Annotated in this window: 14 protein-coding genes; 5 read left to right on the forward strand and 9 right to left on the reverse strand. The window is 48.2% G+C overall.

Annotation, left to right across the window (positions count from 1 at the left end):
• Positions 1-66 precede the first annotated feature (66 nt).
• Positions 67-3,330 (reverse strand): carbamoyl-phosphate synthase (glutamine-hydrolyzing) large subunit, encoded by a 3,264-nt coding sequence (gene carB / locus L6468_RS06645; protein ID WP_237796580.1) that lies wholly within the window; start codon positions 3,328-3,330, stop codon positions 67-69.
• 127 nt (positions 3,331-3,457) lie between these two features.
• Positions 3,458-5,068: a glycoside hydrolase family 10-like protein gene (locus L6468_RS06650; RefSeq protein WP_237796581.1), complete on the reverse strand. Its 1,611-nt coding sequence runs from the start codon at positions 5,066-5,068 to the stop codon at positions 3,458-3,460.
• A 109-nt stretch (positions 5,069-5,177) separates the two neighbouring features.
• Between L6468_RS06650 and L6468_RS06655 the strand changes: the two genes are divergently transcribed.
• The 5 genes from L6468_RS06655 to ettA all read left to right on the forward strand — a co-directional run bounded on the left by L6468_RS06655 (position 5,178) and on the right by ettA (position 11,381).
• Positions 5,178-6,545 (forward strand): carbon starvation CstA family protein, encoded by a 1,368-nt coding sequence (locus L6468_RS06655; protein ID WP_091819234.1) that lies wholly within the window; start codon positions 5,178-5,180, stop codon positions 6,543-6,545.
• A 73-nt stretch (positions 6,546-6,618) separates the two neighbouring features.
• Positions 6,619-7,119: a hypothetical protein gene (locus tag L6468_RS06660; protein WP_237796582.1), complete on the forward strand. Its 501-nt coding sequence runs from the start codon at positions 6,619-6,621 to the stop codon at positions 7,117-7,119.
• Between the two features lie 18 nt (positions 7,120-7,137).
• Complete coding sequence (gene nadC, locus L6468_RS06665; RefSeq protein WP_237796583.1) at positions 7,138-8,013, forward strand: carboxylating nicotinate-nucleotide diphosphorylase; 876 nt, start codon at positions 7,138-7,140, stop codon at positions 8,011-8,013.
• 3 nt (positions 8,014-8,016) lie between these two features.
• Positions 8,017-9,651: a dipeptidase gene (locus tag L6468_RS06670; protein WP_091819237.1), complete on the forward strand. Its 1,635-nt coding sequence runs from the start codon at positions 8,017-8,019 to the stop codon at positions 9,649-9,651.
• 32 nt (positions 9,652-9,683) lie between these two features.
• A complete protein-coding gene (gene ettA / locus L6468_RS06675) occupies positions 9,684-11,381 on the forward strand; it encodes an energy-dependent translational throttle protein EttA (protein ID WP_091819238.1) in 1,698 nt (565 codons plus the stop codon).
• Between the two features lie 88 nt (positions 11,382-11,469).
• On the opposite strand, the gene L6468_RS06680 is transcribed toward ettA, so the two are convergent.
• The 7 genes from L6468_RS06680 to L6468_RS06710 form a co-directional block, all read right to left on the reverse strand.
• Positions 11,470-12,618, reverse strand: a complete 1,149-nt coding sequence (locus tag L6468_RS06680) for an AIR synthase-related protein (RefSeq protein WP_091819249.1) — start codon at positions 12,616-12,618, stop codon at positions 11,470-11,472.
• Between the two features lie 62 nt (positions 12,619-12,680).
• Positions 12,681-13,265, reverse strand: a complete 585-nt coding sequence (locus L6468_RS06685; RefSeq protein ID WP_091819239.1) for a LemA family protein — start codon at positions 13,263-13,265, stop codon at positions 12,681-12,683.
• Between the two features lie 41 nt (positions 13,266-13,306).
• Entirely contained in the window at positions 13,307-14,572 is a 1,266-nt protein-coding gene (locus tag L6468_RS06690; RefSeq protein WP_091819240.1) for a TPM domain-containing protein, read from the reverse strand.
• 11 nt (positions 14,573-14,583) lie between these two features.
• Positions 14,584-15,333, reverse strand: a complete 750-nt coding sequence (locus L6468_RS06695; RefSeq protein ID WP_091819241.1) for a shikimate dehydrogenase family protein — start codon at positions 15,331-15,333, stop codon at positions 14,584-14,586.
• 12 nt (positions 15,334-15,345) lie between these two features.
• Positions 15,346-16,077 carry a bifunctional demethylmenaquinone methyltransferase/2-methoxy-6-polyprenyl-1,4-benzoquinol methylase UbiE gene (ubiE, locus tag L6468_RS06700; protein WP_091819242.1) on the reverse strand — a complete coding sequence of 244 codons (732 nt, stop codon included), beginning with the start codon at positions 16,075-16,077 and terminating at the stop codon, positions 15,346-15,348.
• Positions 16,077-17,024 (reverse strand): phosphoribosylaminoimidazolesuccinocarboxamide synthase, encoded by a 948-nt coding sequence (locus tag L6468_RS06705; protein ID WP_091819243.1) that lies wholly within the window; start codon positions 17,022-17,024, stop codon positions 16,077-16,079. The genes ubiE and L6468_RS06705 overlap by 1 nt, the downstream gene beginning before the upstream one ends.
• Positions 17,002-17,973, reverse strand: coding sequence for a PhoH family protein (locus L6468_RS06710; RefSeq protein WP_091819244.1), 972 nt, complete (start codon positions 17,971-17,973; stop codon positions 17,002-17,004). The genes L6468_RS06705 and L6468_RS06710 overlap by 23 nt, the downstream gene beginning before the upstream one ends.
• Between the last annotated feature and the right edge of the window lie 4 nt (positions 17,974-17,977).

Consider the following 17,977-nt stretch of genomic DNA (forward strand, 5'->3'; position numbering starts at 1 on the left):
TTTAGTGTCCAGTGTCCAACGACTCTGTCCAAATTAGTCAACCATGTGTCTTACATATGTCATAGGTTAATTGTTGTACTCCTGCCAAGACTTTATCTTGATGTCGTCGAGACTCATGGCGGTGAAGGCTTCGATGAAGGCCTTTGCCAGACGTACATTGGTCATCAGGGGAATGTTGTGGTCAATGGCGCCACGACGAATCTTGTAACCGTTGGTCAGCTCACGTGAGGTGTGGTTCTTGGGTACGTTGATGACCAGACCCACCTTGTGCTGGGAAATGAGGTCCATCACATTGTTCTCGCCAGCCTCATCGGGCCATGCTACGGTGATAGCCTTCACGCCATTATCGTTGAAGAACTTGGCAGTACCGGCGGTGGCGTAGATGGTGTAGCCCTTCTTGGCCAACTGCTGTGCGGGTTCCAAAAGGGAAACCTTGCCTTTGGCACCACCAGAAGAGATGAGCACGGCATCCTTAGGAATAGAATAGCCAGTTGCTATCAAACTGTTCAGGAGAGCCTCGTTCAGGTCGTCGCCCAGACAGCCAACCTCACCCGTAGAACTCATGTCGACACCCAGGACAGGGTCGGCATTCTGCAGGCGGGCAAATGAGAACTGAGAAGCTTTGACACCGATGCGGTCAATATCAAATTCACTCTTCTCGGGCTTCTGGTAGGGGGCGTCGAGCATAATCTTTGTAGCCGTCTCGATGAAGTTGCGTTTCAGAATCTTAGAAACAAAGGGGAACGAACGGGAGGCACGCAGGTTACACTCAATGACCTTCACCTCGCGGTTCTTTGCCAGGAACTGGATATTGAAAGGACCGGAGATGTTGAGTTCGGCTGCAATCTTATGGGCAATCTTCTTAATCTGACGGATAGTAGAGAAATAGATGTGCTGTGCAGGGAACACCATCGTTGCATCACCAGAGTGCACACCGGCATACTCTACGTGCTCAGAGATCGCGTACTCAATCACCTCACCCTTGTCGGCTACGGCGTCGAACTCTATCTCCTTGGTCTCAGTCATGAACTTAGACACCACCACGGGGAATTCCTTGGATACCTCTGTAGCCATATTCAGGAAGCGTTGCAGTTCTTCCTCGTCATAGCATACGTTCATCGCAGCACCAGAGAGCACATATGAGGGACGCACCAGGACGGGATAGCCCACTTTGTCAACGAACTCCTTCACATCGTCGAAGCTCGTCAGCGCACGCCAGGCGGGCTGGTCGATACCAAGCTTATCGAGCATAGCTGAGAACTTGTCGCGGTTCTCGGCACGGTCGATATCTACGGGAGAGGTTCCCAGTACAGGCACACCCTGACGGTGGAGCTTCATGGCGAGGTTGTTTGGAATCTGACCACCCACTGAAACGATAACACCACGAGGCTGCTCTAAATCCATCACGTCGAGCACACGCTCCAACGAGAGTTCATCGAAGTAGAGACGGTCGCACATATCGTAGTCGGTAGATACGGTCTCGGGATTGTAGTTGATCATGATAGACTTATAGCCCAACTTACGAGCGGTGTTGATAGTATTTACTGAACACCAGTCGAACTCTACACTCGAACCGATACGGTAAGCGCCTGAACCTAAGACAACTACAGATTTCTCGTTATTGTAATAGTTGATGTCGTGGGCAACCTTGTATTTCTCGCCCTTGGTGTCGCCAAAGGCAGGTACGTGGGTATAGGTGAAGTAGAGATAGTTGGTGAGCTCAGGATGTTCGCTGGCTACTGTGGGGATGCGCTTTACAGAAGGCATGATGCCACGCTGTTTGCGGAGCTTGCGCACCTCAAGGTTCTCCTTCTCCATATTGGTTGACTTGGTCTTAAGCACAAAGCGTGCAATCTGGAAGTCTGAGAAGCCACAACGCTTCACCTCAAGCAGCAGTTCGTCTGAGAGATCCTCCAGCTTATCGAACTTCTGCAACTCGTGCTTCAGGTCAACGATGTGCTTCAGTCTTTCAAGGAACCATACATCAATCTTGGTCAGTTCCTCGATGCGCTCAATGGTATAGCCCTCTTCCAGAGCCTGGGCAATAGCGAAGATACGTAGGTCGGTGGGGTTAGCCAACTCGTTGTCGAGGTCGTCGAACTTGGTGTGGTCGTTGCCCACGAAGCCATGCATGCCCTGACCAATCATGCGCAAGCCCTTCTGAATCATTTCCTCGAAAGAGCGACCGATACTCATTATCTCACCTACGGACTTCATTGATGAACCAATCTGACGGCTGACGCCAGCGAACTTCGTGAGGTCCCAACGGGGAATCTTGCATATCATATAGTCGAGCGAGGGAGCAACATATGCAGAACTTGTAGTTCCCATCTCGCCAATCTGGTCGAGGGTATAGCCCAGCGCAATCTTAGCTGCTACGAAAGCGAGCGGATAACCCGTAGCTTTTGAAGCCAAGGCTGAAGAACGGCTCAGACGTGCGTTGATCTCAATGATACGATAGTCGTTGGTCGTAGCGTTGAAAGCAAACTGGATGTTGCACTCGCCCACGATACCCAGATGACGCACACACTTGATAGTAATTTCCTGCAGCATCTTAACCTGTTCCTCGGTCAATGAACAAGTAGGAGCCACTACGATACTTTCGCCCGTGTGGATACCCAGGGGGTCGAAGTTCTCCATAGAGGCCACGGTGAAGCAGCGGTCGTTGGCATCACGGATGCACTCGAACTCAATCTCCTTCCAGCCCTTCAGGCTCTCTTCAACCAGAATCTGGGGTGCAAAGGTGAAGGCCGACTCAGCCAGCTCTACAAAGGCTTTCTCATCAGGACAGATACCAGAACCCAGTCCTCCCAGCGCATAAGCTGAGCGAATCATGATGGGGAAGCCTATCTCGTGGGCTGCCTTCAGCGCATCTTCCATATTCTCTACGGCGTGGCTTACGGGCGTCTTCAGACTGATCTCGTCGAGTTTCTTCACAAAACGGTCACGGTCCTCGGTATCCATGATAGCCTCAACACTGGTACCCAGCACCTGTACACCATATTCCTTGAGTGTACCGTTCAAATAAAGTTCTGTACCGCAGTTTAGGGCTGTCTGTCCACCAAATGCCAAAAGGATACCATCAGGACGTTCCTTCTTGATGATTTCCGTGACGAAATGCGCATTAACCGGTTGGAAATACACTTGGTCGGCAATACCTTCCGAGGTCTGGATGGTGGCAATGTTTGGGTTTACCAACACGCTCTTGATGCCCTCTTCACGCAGGGCTTTCAGTGCCTGTGAGCCTGAGTAGTCGAACTCACCTGCCTGTCCGATTTTCAGTGCGCCCGAACCGAGTACGAGCACCTTCTTAAGATTCTTTTTGTTCATTTATTTTAGGGTTTAAGTCAAATTGGTTGCAAATTTACTAATATTTATTGAAATACCACGTCTAAATTTGAATATTTTTGCAAAATATGACGCTATTTGGATAGGGTGTTTATTTTTATGCAGGATATCAGCGTTTGATGCTAAAGAAACCGATGCGATGGTTACGTCCTTTTTTGCCCAGTGAACGCAGCTGATAGATGCCGTTAGGCAGACCATCTACCGACAAGAAAGCAGAGTAGGGGCGTAGGGCTACTTGGCGTCCATCGAGGGTTTCAACGATTACAAATTCAGCATCAAGGATGGTACCTTTTTCGGGCAGGGCGATAGGACGTCCGTCGGTCTTACTGATAGTGGGAGCTGCATAGCGCTTGCCCACGTTGAGCAGAAGTTGGGCGGGTGTGCTCTCTATGCCATAGCGGTTCATCGCTGTGACGGCATAGTTCTTTCCATTATTTGGCACCAGCAGACTTGTCTTGGTGATTCTGGCGGCTACCAGGTTCTCAGCCTTTGTGATATCTACGGGGAAGTCCTCGCTGGCATATATATTATAATAGATGTGGGGAGCATCGCTCTTATCGGTAGATGCCTGCCAGGAGAGGGTGTTATGATGCAGGGCAAGTTGAGAGGGTTCTGTTGGGGCTGGCTGCCCGGTCCATGTCATGGGTGGTACAAGTGCTGGCGTCTGGTTGAAACGCACGGTGAAGTCGTAGATGCCTTTCACGTTGTCGGTAAAGAACTTGGAACGGAAGAAGCAATGTCCCATGCCCAGTTGACGACTGACGTTCATCTGACGTACCACCTGGTCGAGTGTCCACTTGCCTTCGCGAGGGTCGAGGAAATAGATGCCAAGACCTGGTACTACAGGACGTCCGGCACTCTGTTCCTGCCAGTCGATTGCGAAGGGGAAAAAGTTATTACCCTGGAAATACATCATCGGGAACAGTCCGTCCATCAGTCCGTCGCGAAGCCAGGCTTGTGCATCCTGGCATACGGTGGTCCGGGCATTCCATCCACCGGCACGATAGCGGCGAAGGTCATCATATTTTCCAATAGGAGAACAAGTCAGTTTGACCCATGGCTTCTCTGTCTTAACTGCCTTGTTGATTTTACGAACGATGCTGGTAATGTACTCGCGGCCTTGCGGACGACTTACTTTGATTTTCCATGTCTCAGGATAGCGGATGTAGTCCAGGTGAATGCCGTCAACATCATAGTTGGTTACAATCTCCTTGCAGATAGAGGCTATATAGTCGCCAGTCTGCCCCTGTTCGGGATCCATGTAGCCATCGTCGCCAATCTTCTTGATTAGCTTGGGGAATTTCTGACGCAACTGCTTGCAACCCAGTTTGTTCCATTTTCCAACGGGGATGGTTACAACCCAAGCATGGCACTCCATGCCACGCTTGTGACACTCATCGATACACAGTTGCAAGGGGTCGTAGGAAGCCTTGCGGCCAGGCGTACCCGTGATGCAGCCGTCCCATGGTTCGATGGCCGAGGGATAAATGGTCGTACCGCGTACGCGTGTCTGTACGAGTACGGTATTGATACCTGCTTTCTGTAACTGGTCCAGTATTTGGGTGAGTTCGCGTTTCTGAGCTTCCGACTGATAGGAGTGAGGCCAGTCTATACCACCGATGGTTGTGAGCCAGACGGCCCTGACTTCGTACTTGGGAGATTGCGCCTGAACTGCGATAAAGGCGCATACTAGAATAAGAAAACAGATAAATTTCTTCATTTCTTGATGTTTTGCCTGCAAAGGTAGAAAATAATTATGAATTATGAATTATGAATTGTGAATTATTTTGTATCTTTGCATCGTCAAATTTGATAAAAGAAAAGCAGAAATGATTACTTTTGTACTGAGCCTTGCGGCTCTGGTTCTGGGCTATTTCCTTTATGGCCGTTTTGTAGAGAGAGTTTTCGGACCTGACGACAGACCTACGCCTGCCATTGCCAAGGCCGACGGTGTGGACTTCATGGTGCTGCCTTCATGGAAGATTTTCATGATACAGTTCCTGAACATTGCAGGTACTGGACCTATCTTTGGTGCCATCATGGGTGCCAAGTTCGGACCGGCTGCCTATCTCTGGATTGTCTTCGGATGTATCTTTGCAGGTGCTACGCACGACTATCTGAGCGGTATGCTGAGTATTCGTAACGGTGGCGCTAACCTTCCTGAGATTATTGGAAAATACCTGGGTAATGCCACAAAGCAGATTATGCTGATTTTCTCGGTTTTCCTGCTGATGATGGTAGGAGCCGTGTTTGTGTACAGTCCTGCCTTGTTGCTGCAGAAACTGTGCCTGAGTAGTGTGCCAGGCATCGAGATACTGAGTAACAGTACATTCTGGATTATTGTCATCTTCGTGTATTATATCATTGCCACGATGATGCCTATCGATAAGATTATCGGAAAGATTTACCCCTTGTTCGCATTCTCCCTGTTGTTTATGGCTGTAGCCCTGATGGCGATGTTGTTTGTGAAGATGCCAGATATCCCTGAGGTGTGGGAGGGCGTTGGAGAGGCCTCGCTCACAACGAAGAGCATCTTCCCCTGTCTGTTTATCACTATTGCCTGTGGCGCTATCAGTGGCTTCCACGCCACGCAGAGTCCGTTGATGGCGCGTTGCGTGAAGAGTGAGAAGATGGGTCGTCCTATATTCTACGGCGCTATGATTACTGAGGGTCTGGTAGCTCTTATCTGGGCTACGGTAGCTATGTATTTCTTCTACAATGAGCCAACACCTGGATATCAGGAGATGGCTGGTGGTGAGGAGATCATCAGTAAGGCACCGGCAATTGTGAGCATGGTGTGCGACAACTGGCTGGGGCTCTTTGGAAGTATTCTGGCCATTCTGGGTGTAGTGGCTGCACCTATCACCAGTGGTGATACGGCGTTACGCTCAGCACGACTCATCATTGCTGATTTCATCCACCTGGAGCAGAAGACGATGCGCAAGCGTCTGTATGTCTGCATTCCCATGTTTGCGGCTGTCATTGCCCTGCTTATTTGGCAGATGGCCAACCCTGAAGGCTTTGACGTCATCTGGAGCTGGTTCGGCTGGAGTAACCAAACCTTGTCTGTCTTCACACTATGGGCTATCACGGTTTATCTGTATCAACAGAAGAAGAACTACTGGATTTCGCTGGTTCCTGCCGTATTCATGACGGTGGTGAGTGTGGTGTATCTGCTAACGGAGCAAATTTTTTAATGTCACGATAACGTAACAACGTGATAACGATATAACGAGACAACGAATAATTATTAATTAAAAGATATCGATTATGAAAAAATTACTGTTTACGATGCTTTGCGGACTGATGTTCTCAGTCGCAGGCCAGGCTCAGACACAAGATCGTCTGCCATTTGCTAAGGATAAATACTATGCTTCTGCAGGATTGTCTAATTTCGACCTCAACTGGAGCAAGAATCAGAGTTGGCACATGGACCTGAATGCCAAGTGTGGTTATCTGTTTGAAGATGACTGGATGATAACGGGTACATTGGGTTACGACTGGCATAAGGTAGGCGACGATACGTTTACACTTGGTGCCGGTCTGCGCTACTATATTGAGCAGAACGGCTTATACCTGGGAGCCAGCGCCAATTATGTGAACAGTCCTATCCGTAAGGATTTTGTGCCCAGTGCCCAGTGTGGCTACGCCTTTTTCCTGAACCGTACCGTGACCATCGAACCGGAGGTATATTACAACCTCAGTACAAAGAATGTGACGGAGTATAGCGGCTTCGGTATCCGTCTGGGACTTGGTATTTACTTTGAGTAATAAAGTAGTGAAGAAATTATGTTAAGTGTAGAAGAACTGAACGATAAACTGATTGACCTCGCTTTTGCTGAGGATATTGGTGACGGTGACCACACCACGTTGTGCTGTATCCCTAAGGATGCCATGGGTGAGTCAAAACTGCTGATTAAGGAGGAGGGTATCTTTGCTGGCGTGGAGATTGCCAAGGAGGTATTCCGTCGTTTTGACCCTGAATTGCAAGTAGAGGTATATATTGAGGATGGTGCGCATGTGAAGCCAGGTGACATCGTGATGAGTGTGAAAGGCAAGGAACAGAGTTTGTTGCAGACGGAGCGCCTGATGTTGAATATCCTGCAGCGTATGAGTGGCATTGCCACAATGACGCACAAATATCAGCAGGCGCTGATTGATGCAGGCACGAAGACACGCGTACTCGATACCCGTAAGACAACACCTGGTATGCGTATGCTTGAGAAGGAGGCTGTGAAGATTGGTGGCGGTATGAACCATCGTATCGGCTTGTTTGATATGATCCTGCTGAAGGATAATCATATTGATTTCTGTGGTGGCGTGCATAATGCCATCTCGCGTGCTAAGCAGTATTGCAAGGATAACGGCAAAGACCTGAAGATAGAGTGCGAGGTGCGTAACTTCAAAGAGCTGGACGAGGCTCTGGCCGAGGGATGCGACCGCATCATGTTTGACAATTTCACACCTGAGGATACTGAGAAGGCGGTGAAGATTGTCAACGGACGTGCTGAGACGGAATCAAGTGGTGGTATTACCTACGACACAATGATTCCCTATGCCAAGGCGGGAGTTGACTTCATCTCGTTTGGTGCACTCACACACTCGGTGAAAGGACTGGACATGAGTTTCAAGGCTGCAGGCAGCGATAAACTGATTATTAAATAAATAATGAAAAGACAACTGATTTTATCAGCCATGCTCGTTGCTACGGCGGGAGCAATGGCTTGTACTAATTTTATTGTAGGTAAAAAGGCCTCTGTAGATGGCTCTGTGATTTGTTCTTATAGTGCCGACAGTTATGGCATGTTTCAGGGATTGAAGCATCAGCCTGCCGCCAAGCATCCGAAAGGAACGATGCGTCAGGTGTATGACTGGGACACGAATAAATATGGCGGAGAAATCCTGGAAGCTGAGGAGACTTATAATGTCATCGGCAATATCAACGAATGGCAGGTAACTATTGGTGAGACAACCTTTGGTGGTCGTGAGGAAATGGTGGATACCACAGGTATCATCGACTATGGTTCTCTGATTTATATCACCCTGCAGCGTGCTAAGACGGCTCGTCAGGCTATTGATATCATGACGTCACTGGTGGAGCAGTACGGCTATTGTTCTGAGGGTGAGACCTTCACAATCTGCGACCCCAACGAGGCTTGGATTATGGAAATGATGGGTTGCGCCAGCGACCGAAAGGTGGAGAAGGGCCGCACGGTATGGGTGGCTCTGCGCATACCAGATGATATGATTTGCGGTCATGCTAACCAGAGTCGTATCACAAAGTTTAATATGAAGGACAAGGAGAATGTGCGCTACTCCAAGAACGTGGTCTCTTACGCCCGTAAGATGGGATGGTTCAAGGGTAAGGATGAGGACTTCAGTTATAATGCTGCCTATGCTGCTCCTGATTTTTCAGGTCGTCGTATCTGTGATGCACGTGTATGGAGTTTCTTCAACCGTTATGCCGATGGTATGGACCGTTATATCCCCTGGGCTGAAGGTCATGATGCTAACGCAGAGGTGATGCCTCTGTGGGTGAAGCCCAATAAGAAACTCTCTGTGCAGGATGTGGAAACGGCTATGCGCGACCATTTCGAGGATACACCATTTGCGCTGGATAGCGACATGGGCGGTGGTATCTGGGAAATGCCCTATCGTCCTACACCTCTTTATTATAAGGTGGATGGCAAGGAGTATTTCAATGAGCGTCCCGTATCTACACAGCAGGCCGGCTTTGTGTTTGTAAGTCAGATGCGTTCTTGGTTGCCACGTCAGATTGGTGGCTGTTTCTGGTTTGCCAATGATGATGGTAATATGGTACCTTTCACACCTGTGTATTGCTGTGCTACGAAGGCTCCCCGTCCTTACGACACACCAGGTGCTGATGAACTGAACTTCTCCATGGACAATGCTTTCTGGGTACAGAACTGGGTGAGCAACATGGTTTATCCACGTTACTCTATGCTTTTCCCATCCTTGAAGGAGGTTCGCGACTCGCTGGATAATTCATATTTCCGTGCTCAGAAAGAGGTTGAGGATAAGGCGCTGACACTCGACGAGGCAGCACGTACAAAATATCTCACAGCCTATACAGCAGAGAAGGCTGAACAGATGTTGGCTCGTTGGCAGAAACTGGCTACTTATCTTATCGTAAAGTATAACGATATGACAGTTAAGCCAGAGGAGAATGGTCAGTTCACCCGTACAAAGTACGGACTTGGTGCTACGGTGAAGCGTCCTGGTTATTCTGAGAAGTATGCACGCGAAATCGTTAAGCAAACAGGTAAGAAGTTTGAGAAATAACAAGTGAAATTATTCACTATTCACTTAGAAATATGGCTACAGTTGACGACAAGAAAGTGATTTTCTCAATGGTTGGCGTAAGCAAGACCATTCAGCAAAATCAGAAACAAGTTCTTAAGAATATTTACCTCAGTTTCTTCTATGGTGCCAAGATTGGTATCATCGGTCTGAACGGTGCAGGTAAGTCCACATTGATGAAAATCATTGCCGGACTGGACCAACAATATCAAGGCGACGTGGTATGGAGCCCCGGCTATAGCGTGGGCTACCTTCCACAGGAGCCACCTCTTAATGAAGAGAAGACCGTCAAGGAGAACGTGATGGAAGGCGTTCAGCATGTGTATGATGCATTGGCTGAATATGATGAGATTAATGTAAAGTTTGGTTTGCCGGAATACTATGAGGATCCTGATAAGATGGAGAAACTGATGAACCGTCAGGCTGAACTGCAGGACATCATTGATGCTACCGATGCATGGAACATGGACTCTAAACTGGACCGAGCCATGGCGGCACTTAACTGTCCTCCGGGCGATTGGAGCGTGAAGAATCTCTCTGGTGGTGAGCGTCGTCGTGTGGCGCTCTGCCGATTACTCCTTCAGAAACCTGATGTGCTGCTCCTCGATGAGCCTACCAACCATCTGGATGCTGAGAGTATCGACTGGTTGGAGCAACATCTGCAGCAGTATGAGGGTACGGTGATTGCCGTGACGCACGACCGTTACTTCCTGGACGATGTGGCTGAGTGGATTCTGGAACTGGATCGTGGTGAGGGTATTCCCTGGAAAGGTAACTACTCTTCATGGCTGGAACAGAAGAGTCAGCGTCTGGCGCTGGAAGAGAAGGCCGCCTCAAAGCGTCGCAAGACGTTGGAGCGCGAGCTGGAGTGGGTGCGTATGGCACCGAAGGCACGTCAGGCAAAGGGAAAAGCTCGTCTGAACTCATACGACAAGATGTTGAATGAGGAACAGAAACAGAAGGAGGAGAAGTTGGAGATCTATATCCCCAACGGACCACGTCTGGGTAATAAGGTTATTGAGGCTGTCCATGTGGCGAAGGCTTATGGTGACAAGACGCTGTTCAGCGACCTTAACTTCAGTCTGCCACCTAATGGCATCGTTGGTGTTATCGGACCTAATGGTGCCGGTAAGACTACTTTGTTCCGTCTTATCATGGGCTTGGAACAGGCTGATGCTGGCACTTTTGAGGTTGGTGAGACTGTGAAACTGTCATACGTTGACCAGCAGCATAAGGATATCGACCCGGAGAAGAGTGTTTATCAGGTTGTGAGCCAAGGTAACGAAACAATACGCATGGGCGGACGCGACATTAATGTTCGAGCTTATCTGAGTCGTTTCAATTTTAGCGGTGCTGATCAGGAGAAGAAATGCGGGGTGCTCTCTGGTGGTGAGCGTAACCGTCTTCACCTGGCTATCGCTTTGAAGCAGGAGGGCAACGTCTTGCTTCTCGATGAGCCAACCAATGATATTGACGTGAACACGCTGCGTGCGCTGGAGGAAGGTCTTGAAGCCTTTGCCGGTTGTGCTGTCATCATCAGTCACGACCGTTGGTTCCTGGATCGTATCTGTACGCATATCCTTGCTTACGAGGGCGATGGTAATGTCTTCTATTTTGAGGGTAACTACAGCGAATACGAAACGAATAAGGCTCAGCGCTTAGGACTGGAAGAGCCCAAACGTGTGCGCTATCGTAAGCTGATGGATGAATGATATCTTGAATAAGATGATAAGAAAAGCCCTGACTAATTCAACTAAGTCAGGGCTTTTAATTTATTGGTATTCTAAGATTCCAAACCTATTAATATTCAAAGGTTCCGAACTCACTCTTAATCGTTAATGAGCGCTGTCCTTCTTCGATATGACCGATTACCTGTGCGTCGATATTGAATGACTTCGATATCTCGATAACTTTTTCTGCCATCTCAGGACGTACGTAGATTTCCATACGATGACCCATATTGAAGACCTGATACATCTCCTTCCAATCGGTGCCAGAACATTCGTGGATAGCACGGAAGAGGGGAGGAACGGGGAACATATTGTCCTTGATGACACGGCAGTTGTCATTGACAAAATGCAGAACCTTGGTCTGAGCACCACCAGTACAGTGTACCATACCGTGAATCTCGGGACGAATCTCATCCAGCAGACGCTTGATGACGGGTGCGTAGGTGCGGGTGGGAGAGAGAACCAGCTGACCAGCATCAACGGGAGAGCCTTCTACAGCATCAGTAAGTTTATACTTGCCGCTATATACCAAATCATTAGGAACGGCGTGGTCGAAACTCTCGGGATATTTCTCTGCCAGATATTTTGAGAATACATCATGGCGGGCTGAAGTCAGACCGTTACTGCCCATACCGCCATTGTAGCGTTTCTCGTATGTGGCCTGTCCAGTAGAAGAGAGACCAACGATAACATCGCCAGGACGGATATTGGCATTGTTGATGACATCGCTGCGCTTCATGCGACAGGTAACGGTAGAGTCAACGATAATGGTGCGAACAAGGTCGCCAACATCGGCTGTCTCACCACCAGTAGGATAGATACCGATACCCATCTCACGGAGTTCGCTGAGCAACTCATCCGTACCATTGATGATAGCCGAGATGACCTCACCGGGTACCAGCATCTTGTTACGTCCGATGGTAGAAGATACCAGGATATTGTCCACGGCACCTACACAGAGCAGGTCGTCGGTATTCATCACGATGGCATCCTGCGCAATGCCTTTCCATACAGAGAGGTCGCCCGTCTCTTTCCAATACATGTAGGCCAACGACGATTTTGTGCCTGCACCGTCGGCATGCATGATGTTACAATACTCAGGGTCGCCCCCCAGGATATCAGGGATAATCTTACAGAAAGCCTGTGGATAGAGTCCCTTGTCAATGTTCTTGATGGCTGCGTGGACATCTTCCTTTGCGGCACTGACGCCACGCTGCATATAGCGGTTATTACTCATAATTCCTTATTGGTACAATTTCTTTTGAAGCGTACTTTGCTTGCTTAAAATTCAACTTTAGGAGCGTTCTCAGAACCTGCGGCAGCCTCGAACTTATCCATCTTCTCAAAACCAAAGATGCCAGCCAACAGGTTGCTGGGGAACTTGCGAATGGCGACATTATACGTTTGAACGGCCTTGTTGAAGTTGTTGCGCTCCACGTTGATACGGTTCTCTGTGCCCTCCAGTTGTACCTGCAGTTCACGGAAATTCTCGTTGGCCTTCAGGTCAGGATAAGCCTCACCGATAGCAATGAGTCGTCCCAGAGCACTTGATAACTCGCCCTGAGCCTGCTGATATTCCTTGATATTCTCGGCATTCAGCGTGATGCTGGTAGCCTTTGAACGGGCGTTGACAACGCCTTCCAGAGTCTCTTTTTCATGAGAGGCATAGCCCTTTACTGTCTGAACCAGATTAGGAATCAGATCGGCACGACGCTGATAGGCCGACTGTACGTTGGCCAAAGCTGTTGTAGCTTCTTCCTCTACGCTAACCATTCCGTTGTAGGTACTCTTCACCCATCCAAAGAGAGCAATGGCGATCACTGCTATCACTGCTACAACGATTAAAACAACATAACTTTTTTTCATAACTTCTATTTGTTTTTTATGATTAATATCTTCTTGACTGATTACCAGCTGGATGTGGCACCACCGCCACCACTGCTACCGCCGCTGAAGCCACCTCCGAAACTGCCTCCTCCAAAGCCACCTCCAAAGCCGCTACTGCGACCGCCGCCAGTACCGATAATAACGGGGCCGGTATAGTGGCTCTTCTCAACAAACGGGTTGGGGCGTAACATACCAAGGGCGTAAGCCATCAGGTTCCATCCTAAGCGGCTGGCCATCGCGTAATACATGATACCCCATCCGATTAGAATAACGAGATAGAGGAATGGCAACAGGGGAACATCCTCGTCATCACTGCTTGTGCTACTCTTTGGCGTGAGTTCCGCCATCTCTGGCAGTTCCTTGCCTTGCAGAGTGTTATAGATGGCATCAACCATATAGATGAGTCCGCTATCGGGTAATTCTGCTTTCATACTGGGTATGAGGTAGTGCTCCTGCAGTCGGAAACATTCTACGTCGGTCAGTTCGGCTTCCAGGGCTCTACCGGTCTGAGTGCGGAACTTATGATCATCGTAGGCTAGTACCATTACCAGTCCGTAGTCTTTCTTTCCTACTTTGTAAATATCAAAGATTTTTTGAGCAAAGCCTTCAATATCAGCACCTTCCACATGACTGACAACTGCAACGACAGATTCAATGCCCAGCGAGTCGTCCAACTGCTTGAGTTTGGCATCGAGGCGGCTGACCGTTTCCTGACTGATGATGCTGTCCGGATTAGAAACGTAACGTCTTCCGTCCTTCAGATGAGGCATCGGAATATCCTCTGCCCGCCAGTAATGCTCTGTCGTGTTGGAGTAAGATAAATAGTCTTCATCTTCTCCGATTTCATCTAAAGCGTGTGTGCATGCACCCAAAGAAACGATAGCGCCAATGACAATAAGTCCTTTCCAATAGATAGTCCACTTGCGGTTGTTTTTACCCTGAGCGTTCCACTCGTGTATTATCTGACGGACCTCATTGGTATATTGTTTCTTTTCGTGCGTATATCTGCTTTGGTATTCTCTTCTAAGGGAAGTCGTGTTCTGACCCGTCAGTTTCTGAAAGATATTCTGCTTCGTTCTGAGTGCCTTCTTGTCTTCCTTATAGGATTGTTCCAAAGACTTTATCTGAATATTGTATTTCTGTGCACAGGCTTTCAGTTTATTCTTCTTATTCCTGATTAATGCCTGTCGTTCATTGTTGCTTGAACGCTCAGCATATAGTCCTCCGGCAATCAAGCTACCGAAGATAATGACGTAGAGGCTAAAAATCGTCCAGGCTGTTTCCATCTTCCTATCAGTTATTTCTCTTTACCATTCCAGAACTCCCAAGAGGCAAAAGCCTGCAAAAGAAGCATTTCCAATCCGTTTTTAACGCTAGCGCCTCGTTCTGCACCTTTTTTCATAAATAAGGTCTCGTCGGGATTATAGATAAGATCATAGAGGATGTTCTTTTCATCCATTGATTCATAGGGCAGTTTCGGACATTCTTCAGTCTTGGGGAACATGCCTACTGGTGTACAGTTAACTATGACATTATATTCTTTGATGACCTCTGGTGTGATATCTTCGTAGCAGATGGTGTCCGGACGTTGATAGCGGCTGACATAGACAGTCTCTAACCCCAATGACTGTAATCCATACGAGATGGCTTTTGAGGCACCACCGGTACCCAATACCAACGCTTTCTTGTGGTAGGACTCCAGCATGGGCTCAATGCTCTGTGTAAATCCGATAACGTCAGAGTTAAAACCTTTCAGCTTGATGTCATTACCTTCATGTGTCACCCTTATCACGTTGACGGCACCGATAGCACGAGCTTCTGGACTGATCTGGTCCAAATACTCCATCACTTTCTGTTTGTAGGGAATCGTAACATTCAGTCCTTTGAGCTCAGGATTCTGGTCAAGCACTTCTGCAAGCGCTTCGATGGTTGGAATCTCAAAGTTCATGTACTTGGCATTGATTCCCTCGTCAGCAAACTTTTGGTTAAAGTAATTGATTGAGAAAGAATGCCCCAATGGAAAACCTATAAGTCCATACTTGTCCATAATGTCGGTTTATTATTTAGTTGCGAAATACATCGTACATATTCCGAAAGTAAGGCGTTTGAATGTAGCCTCCTTAAAGCCTGCCTGACACAGAATCTGTTGCATTCTTTCGCCCTGGGGGAATGCTTCAATTGTCTTTGTCAGATATGAATAGGCGCTGGTGTCTTTTGAGATAAGGCGTCCGTAGACAGGTAACACCGTGTGAGAATAGATATGGAAGAGTTGTTTCATAGGGAACGACACGGGAGTGGTCAGTTCTACGATGCTGAGATGTCCGCCAGGTTTTAATACGCGACACATCTCACTGAGTCCCTTGTCCAGATCAGCAAAATTGCGAATACCAAAAGCGGCTGTGACAGCATCAAAAGTATTGTCTTCAAAGCTCAAATGCAGACAATCCTCCTTTGCAAATGAGATAGTGTCCTGCAAACCAAGAATATTCACTTTTTTCCTGCCAATCTCCATCATACCCTCGCTGATGTCGGCACCTATCAGTTTCCTGGGATGCAACATCTGAGCCGATAAAATAGCAAAGTCCCCTGTACCCGTAGCTATGTCGAGCATAGTCTGGGGTGCAAAGGGAGCTAACTGCTTGATGGCCTTTTTGCGCCATCCCTTGTCTATATCCCAAGAAAGCCGGTGATTGAGCGCATCGTAGGTGGGAGCGATGTTATCAAACATCTGCTCCACCTGCTGTGCCTTCTCACCCTCGTGGTAGGGTTTTATCTCTTCCTGTTTATACATTATCTTGTTTTCAGCCATTCGCTGACGTTACGCTCAATACGTGCGGCGATATCTCCTTCCTCAGCAGCCTTGTCGAACTTGGTGCCGGTGATGTGCTCATAGAGTTCAATGTAACGCTCTGATACGCTCTCTGCATACTCGTCAGTAATCTCAGGCATAGTTTGTCCAGGCTCGTTCATGAAGTTGTGCTCAATAAGCCACTGGCGAACAAACTCCTTAGAGAGCTGTTTCTGTGGCTCGCCCTTGGCGAGTTTCTCCTCATAACCATCAGCATAGAAGTAGCGTGATGAATCTGGTGTATGAATCTCGTCAATGAGGTATACCTTTCCGTCGCGCTTTCCAAACTCATACTTGGTATCAACAAGAATCAGACCGCGTTTAGCTGCAATCTCCTGTCCACGAGCGAAAATCTTACGTGTATAGTCCTCCATGATTGCATAATCTTCTGCAGAAACGATACCCTGTGCGATAATCTCTTCCTTGGAGATATTCATGTCGTGACCTTCGTCAGCTTTCGTTGTAGGTGTGATAATTGGCTCTGGGAAACGCTCGTTCTCGCGCATGCCATCGGGCAGTTTAACACCACACAACTCACGACATCCGTTCTTGTATTCGCGCCATGCAGAACCTGTAAGGATTGAACGGATAATCATTTCAACACGAAAGCCCTCGCATTTCAGTCCCACGGTAACCATAGGATCGGGGGTAGCCAGTTTCCAGTTGGGACAGATGTCAGTAGTTGCATCCAGGAACTGTGCTGCAATTTGGTTCAATACCTGTCCCTTGAAGGGGATTCCCTTGGGTAGCACCACATCGAATGCTGAGATACGGTCTGTGGCAACCATCACCATCAGATCGTCATTGATGTTGTACACGTCACGGACTTTACCGTGGTAAACACTCTTCTGTCCTTCGAAGTTGAAGTCAGTCTTTGTTAATGCTTTCATTGTTGTTTTTATATTCTTTATCGAAATTCTCGTATGCGTTGACGATGCGTGTCACCAGTTTATGGCGTACAATGTCCTTGCCGTTCAGGTTGACAACGCCGATGCCCTCTACATTATTCAAAATGTGCAGGGCTTCTATGAGTCCGCTTTTCTGTGAGTGGGGAAGGTCAATTTGAGTCATGTCGCCCGTAATAATCATCTTGGTGTTCCATCCCATGCGCGTCAGGAACATCCGAATCTGGGCGGGGGTTGTGTTTTGTGCTTCATCGAGAATCACCACAGCATCACTCAGCGTGCGTCCACGCATGAATGCCAGCGGTGCAATCTGTATGACATGCTTCTCCATCATGTCCTGAAGCTTTACCTGTGGTATCATATCCTCGAGCGCATCGTAGAGCGGTTGCAGATAGGGGTCAATCTTGTCCTTCATATCGCCAGGCAGGAATCCCAGTTTTTCACCAGCTTCTACGGCAGGTCTGCTCAAGATAATCTTTTTTGCTGTCTTTTCCTTTAGCGCCTTGACAGCCAAAGCTATGGACAGATAAGTCTTACCTGTTCCGGCAGGACCTACGGCAAACACCATGTCATTATTCTGATAGGCATCTACAAGTCGCTGCTGATTCTCGCTCCGGGCCTTGATGGGACGTCCGGCAATAGAATATACTATCACCCCTTCAGGCACATCATCGCGCGTGCGCTTACCTTTTATTATATCAAGGATGTCTTCTTCGCTGATAGAATTGAATTTTACGATATGCTGGCGCATCTTCTCCGTGCTTTCCTCGAAAGCAGCCATCTGTTCTTCGTCGCCCATAATACGTATCACATTATCACGAGCCACGATGCGAAGTTTCGGATATAATGCGCGCAACATCTGCAGGTGCGCATTTCCAACCCCATAAAACATTACTGGGTCTACATCTTCTATGACTATATGCTTCTCTATCAAAACG

The organism is Prevotella communis, from assembly GCF_022024115.1.
GTDB classification, from domain to species: Bacteria; Bacteroidota; Bacteroidia; order Bacteroidales; family Bacteroidaceae; genus Prevotella; species Prevotella communis.

Bases quoted from the DNA above. Each gene is read 5' to 3' on its own strand.
- L6468_RS06670 (WP_091819237.1), top strand. From the start codon at position 8,017: ATGAAAAGACAACTGATTTTATCAGCCATGCTCGTTGCTACGGCGGGA.
- L6468_RS06660 (WP_237796582.1), top strand. From the start codon at position 6,619: ATGAAAAAATTACTGTTTACGATGCTTTGCGGACTGATGTTCTCAGTC.
- nadC (WP_237796583.1), top strand. From the start codon at position 7,138: ATGTTAAGTGTAGAAGAACTGAACGATAAACTGATTGACCTCGCTTTT.
- ubiE (WP_091819242.1), bottom strand. From the start codon at position 16,077: ATGTATAAACAGGAAGAGATAAAACCCTACCACGAGGGTGAGAAGGCA.
- L6468_RS06650 (WP_237796581.1), bottom strand. From the start codon at position 5,068: ATGAAGAAATTTATCTGTTTTCTTATTCTAGTATGCGCCTTTATCGCA.
- L6468_RS06655 (WP_091819234.1), top strand. From the start codon at position 5,178: ATGATTACTTTTGTACTGAGCCTTGCGGCTCTGGTTCTGGGCTATTTC.
- L6468_RS06685 (WP_091819239.1), bottom strand. From the start codon at position 13,265: ATGAAAAAAAGTTATGTTGTTTTAATCGTTGTAGCAGTGATAGCAGTG.
- L6468_RS06680 (WP_091819249.1), bottom strand. From the start codon at position 12,618: ATGCAGCGTGGCGTCAGTGCCGCAAAGGAAGATGTCCACGCAGCCATC.
- ettA (WP_091819238.1), top strand. From the start codon at position 9,684: ATGGCTACAGTTGACGACAAGAAAGTGATTTTCTCAATGGTTGGCGTA.
- L6468_RS06695 (WP_091819241.1), bottom strand. From the start codon at position 15,333: ATGGACAAGTATGGACTTATAGGTTTTCCATTGGGGCATTCTTTCTCA.
- L6468_RS06705 (WP_091819243.1), bottom strand. From the start codon at position 17,024: ATGAAAGCATTAACAAAGACTGACTTCAACTTCGAAGGACAGAAGAGT.
- carB (WP_237796580.1), bottom strand. From the start codon at position 3,330: ATGAACAAAAAGAATCTTAAGAAGGTGCTCGTACTCGGTTCGGGCGCA.
- L6468_RS06690 (WP_091819240.1), bottom strand. From the start codon at position 14,572: ATGGAAACAGCCTGGACGATTTTTAGCCTCTACGTCATTATCTTCGGT.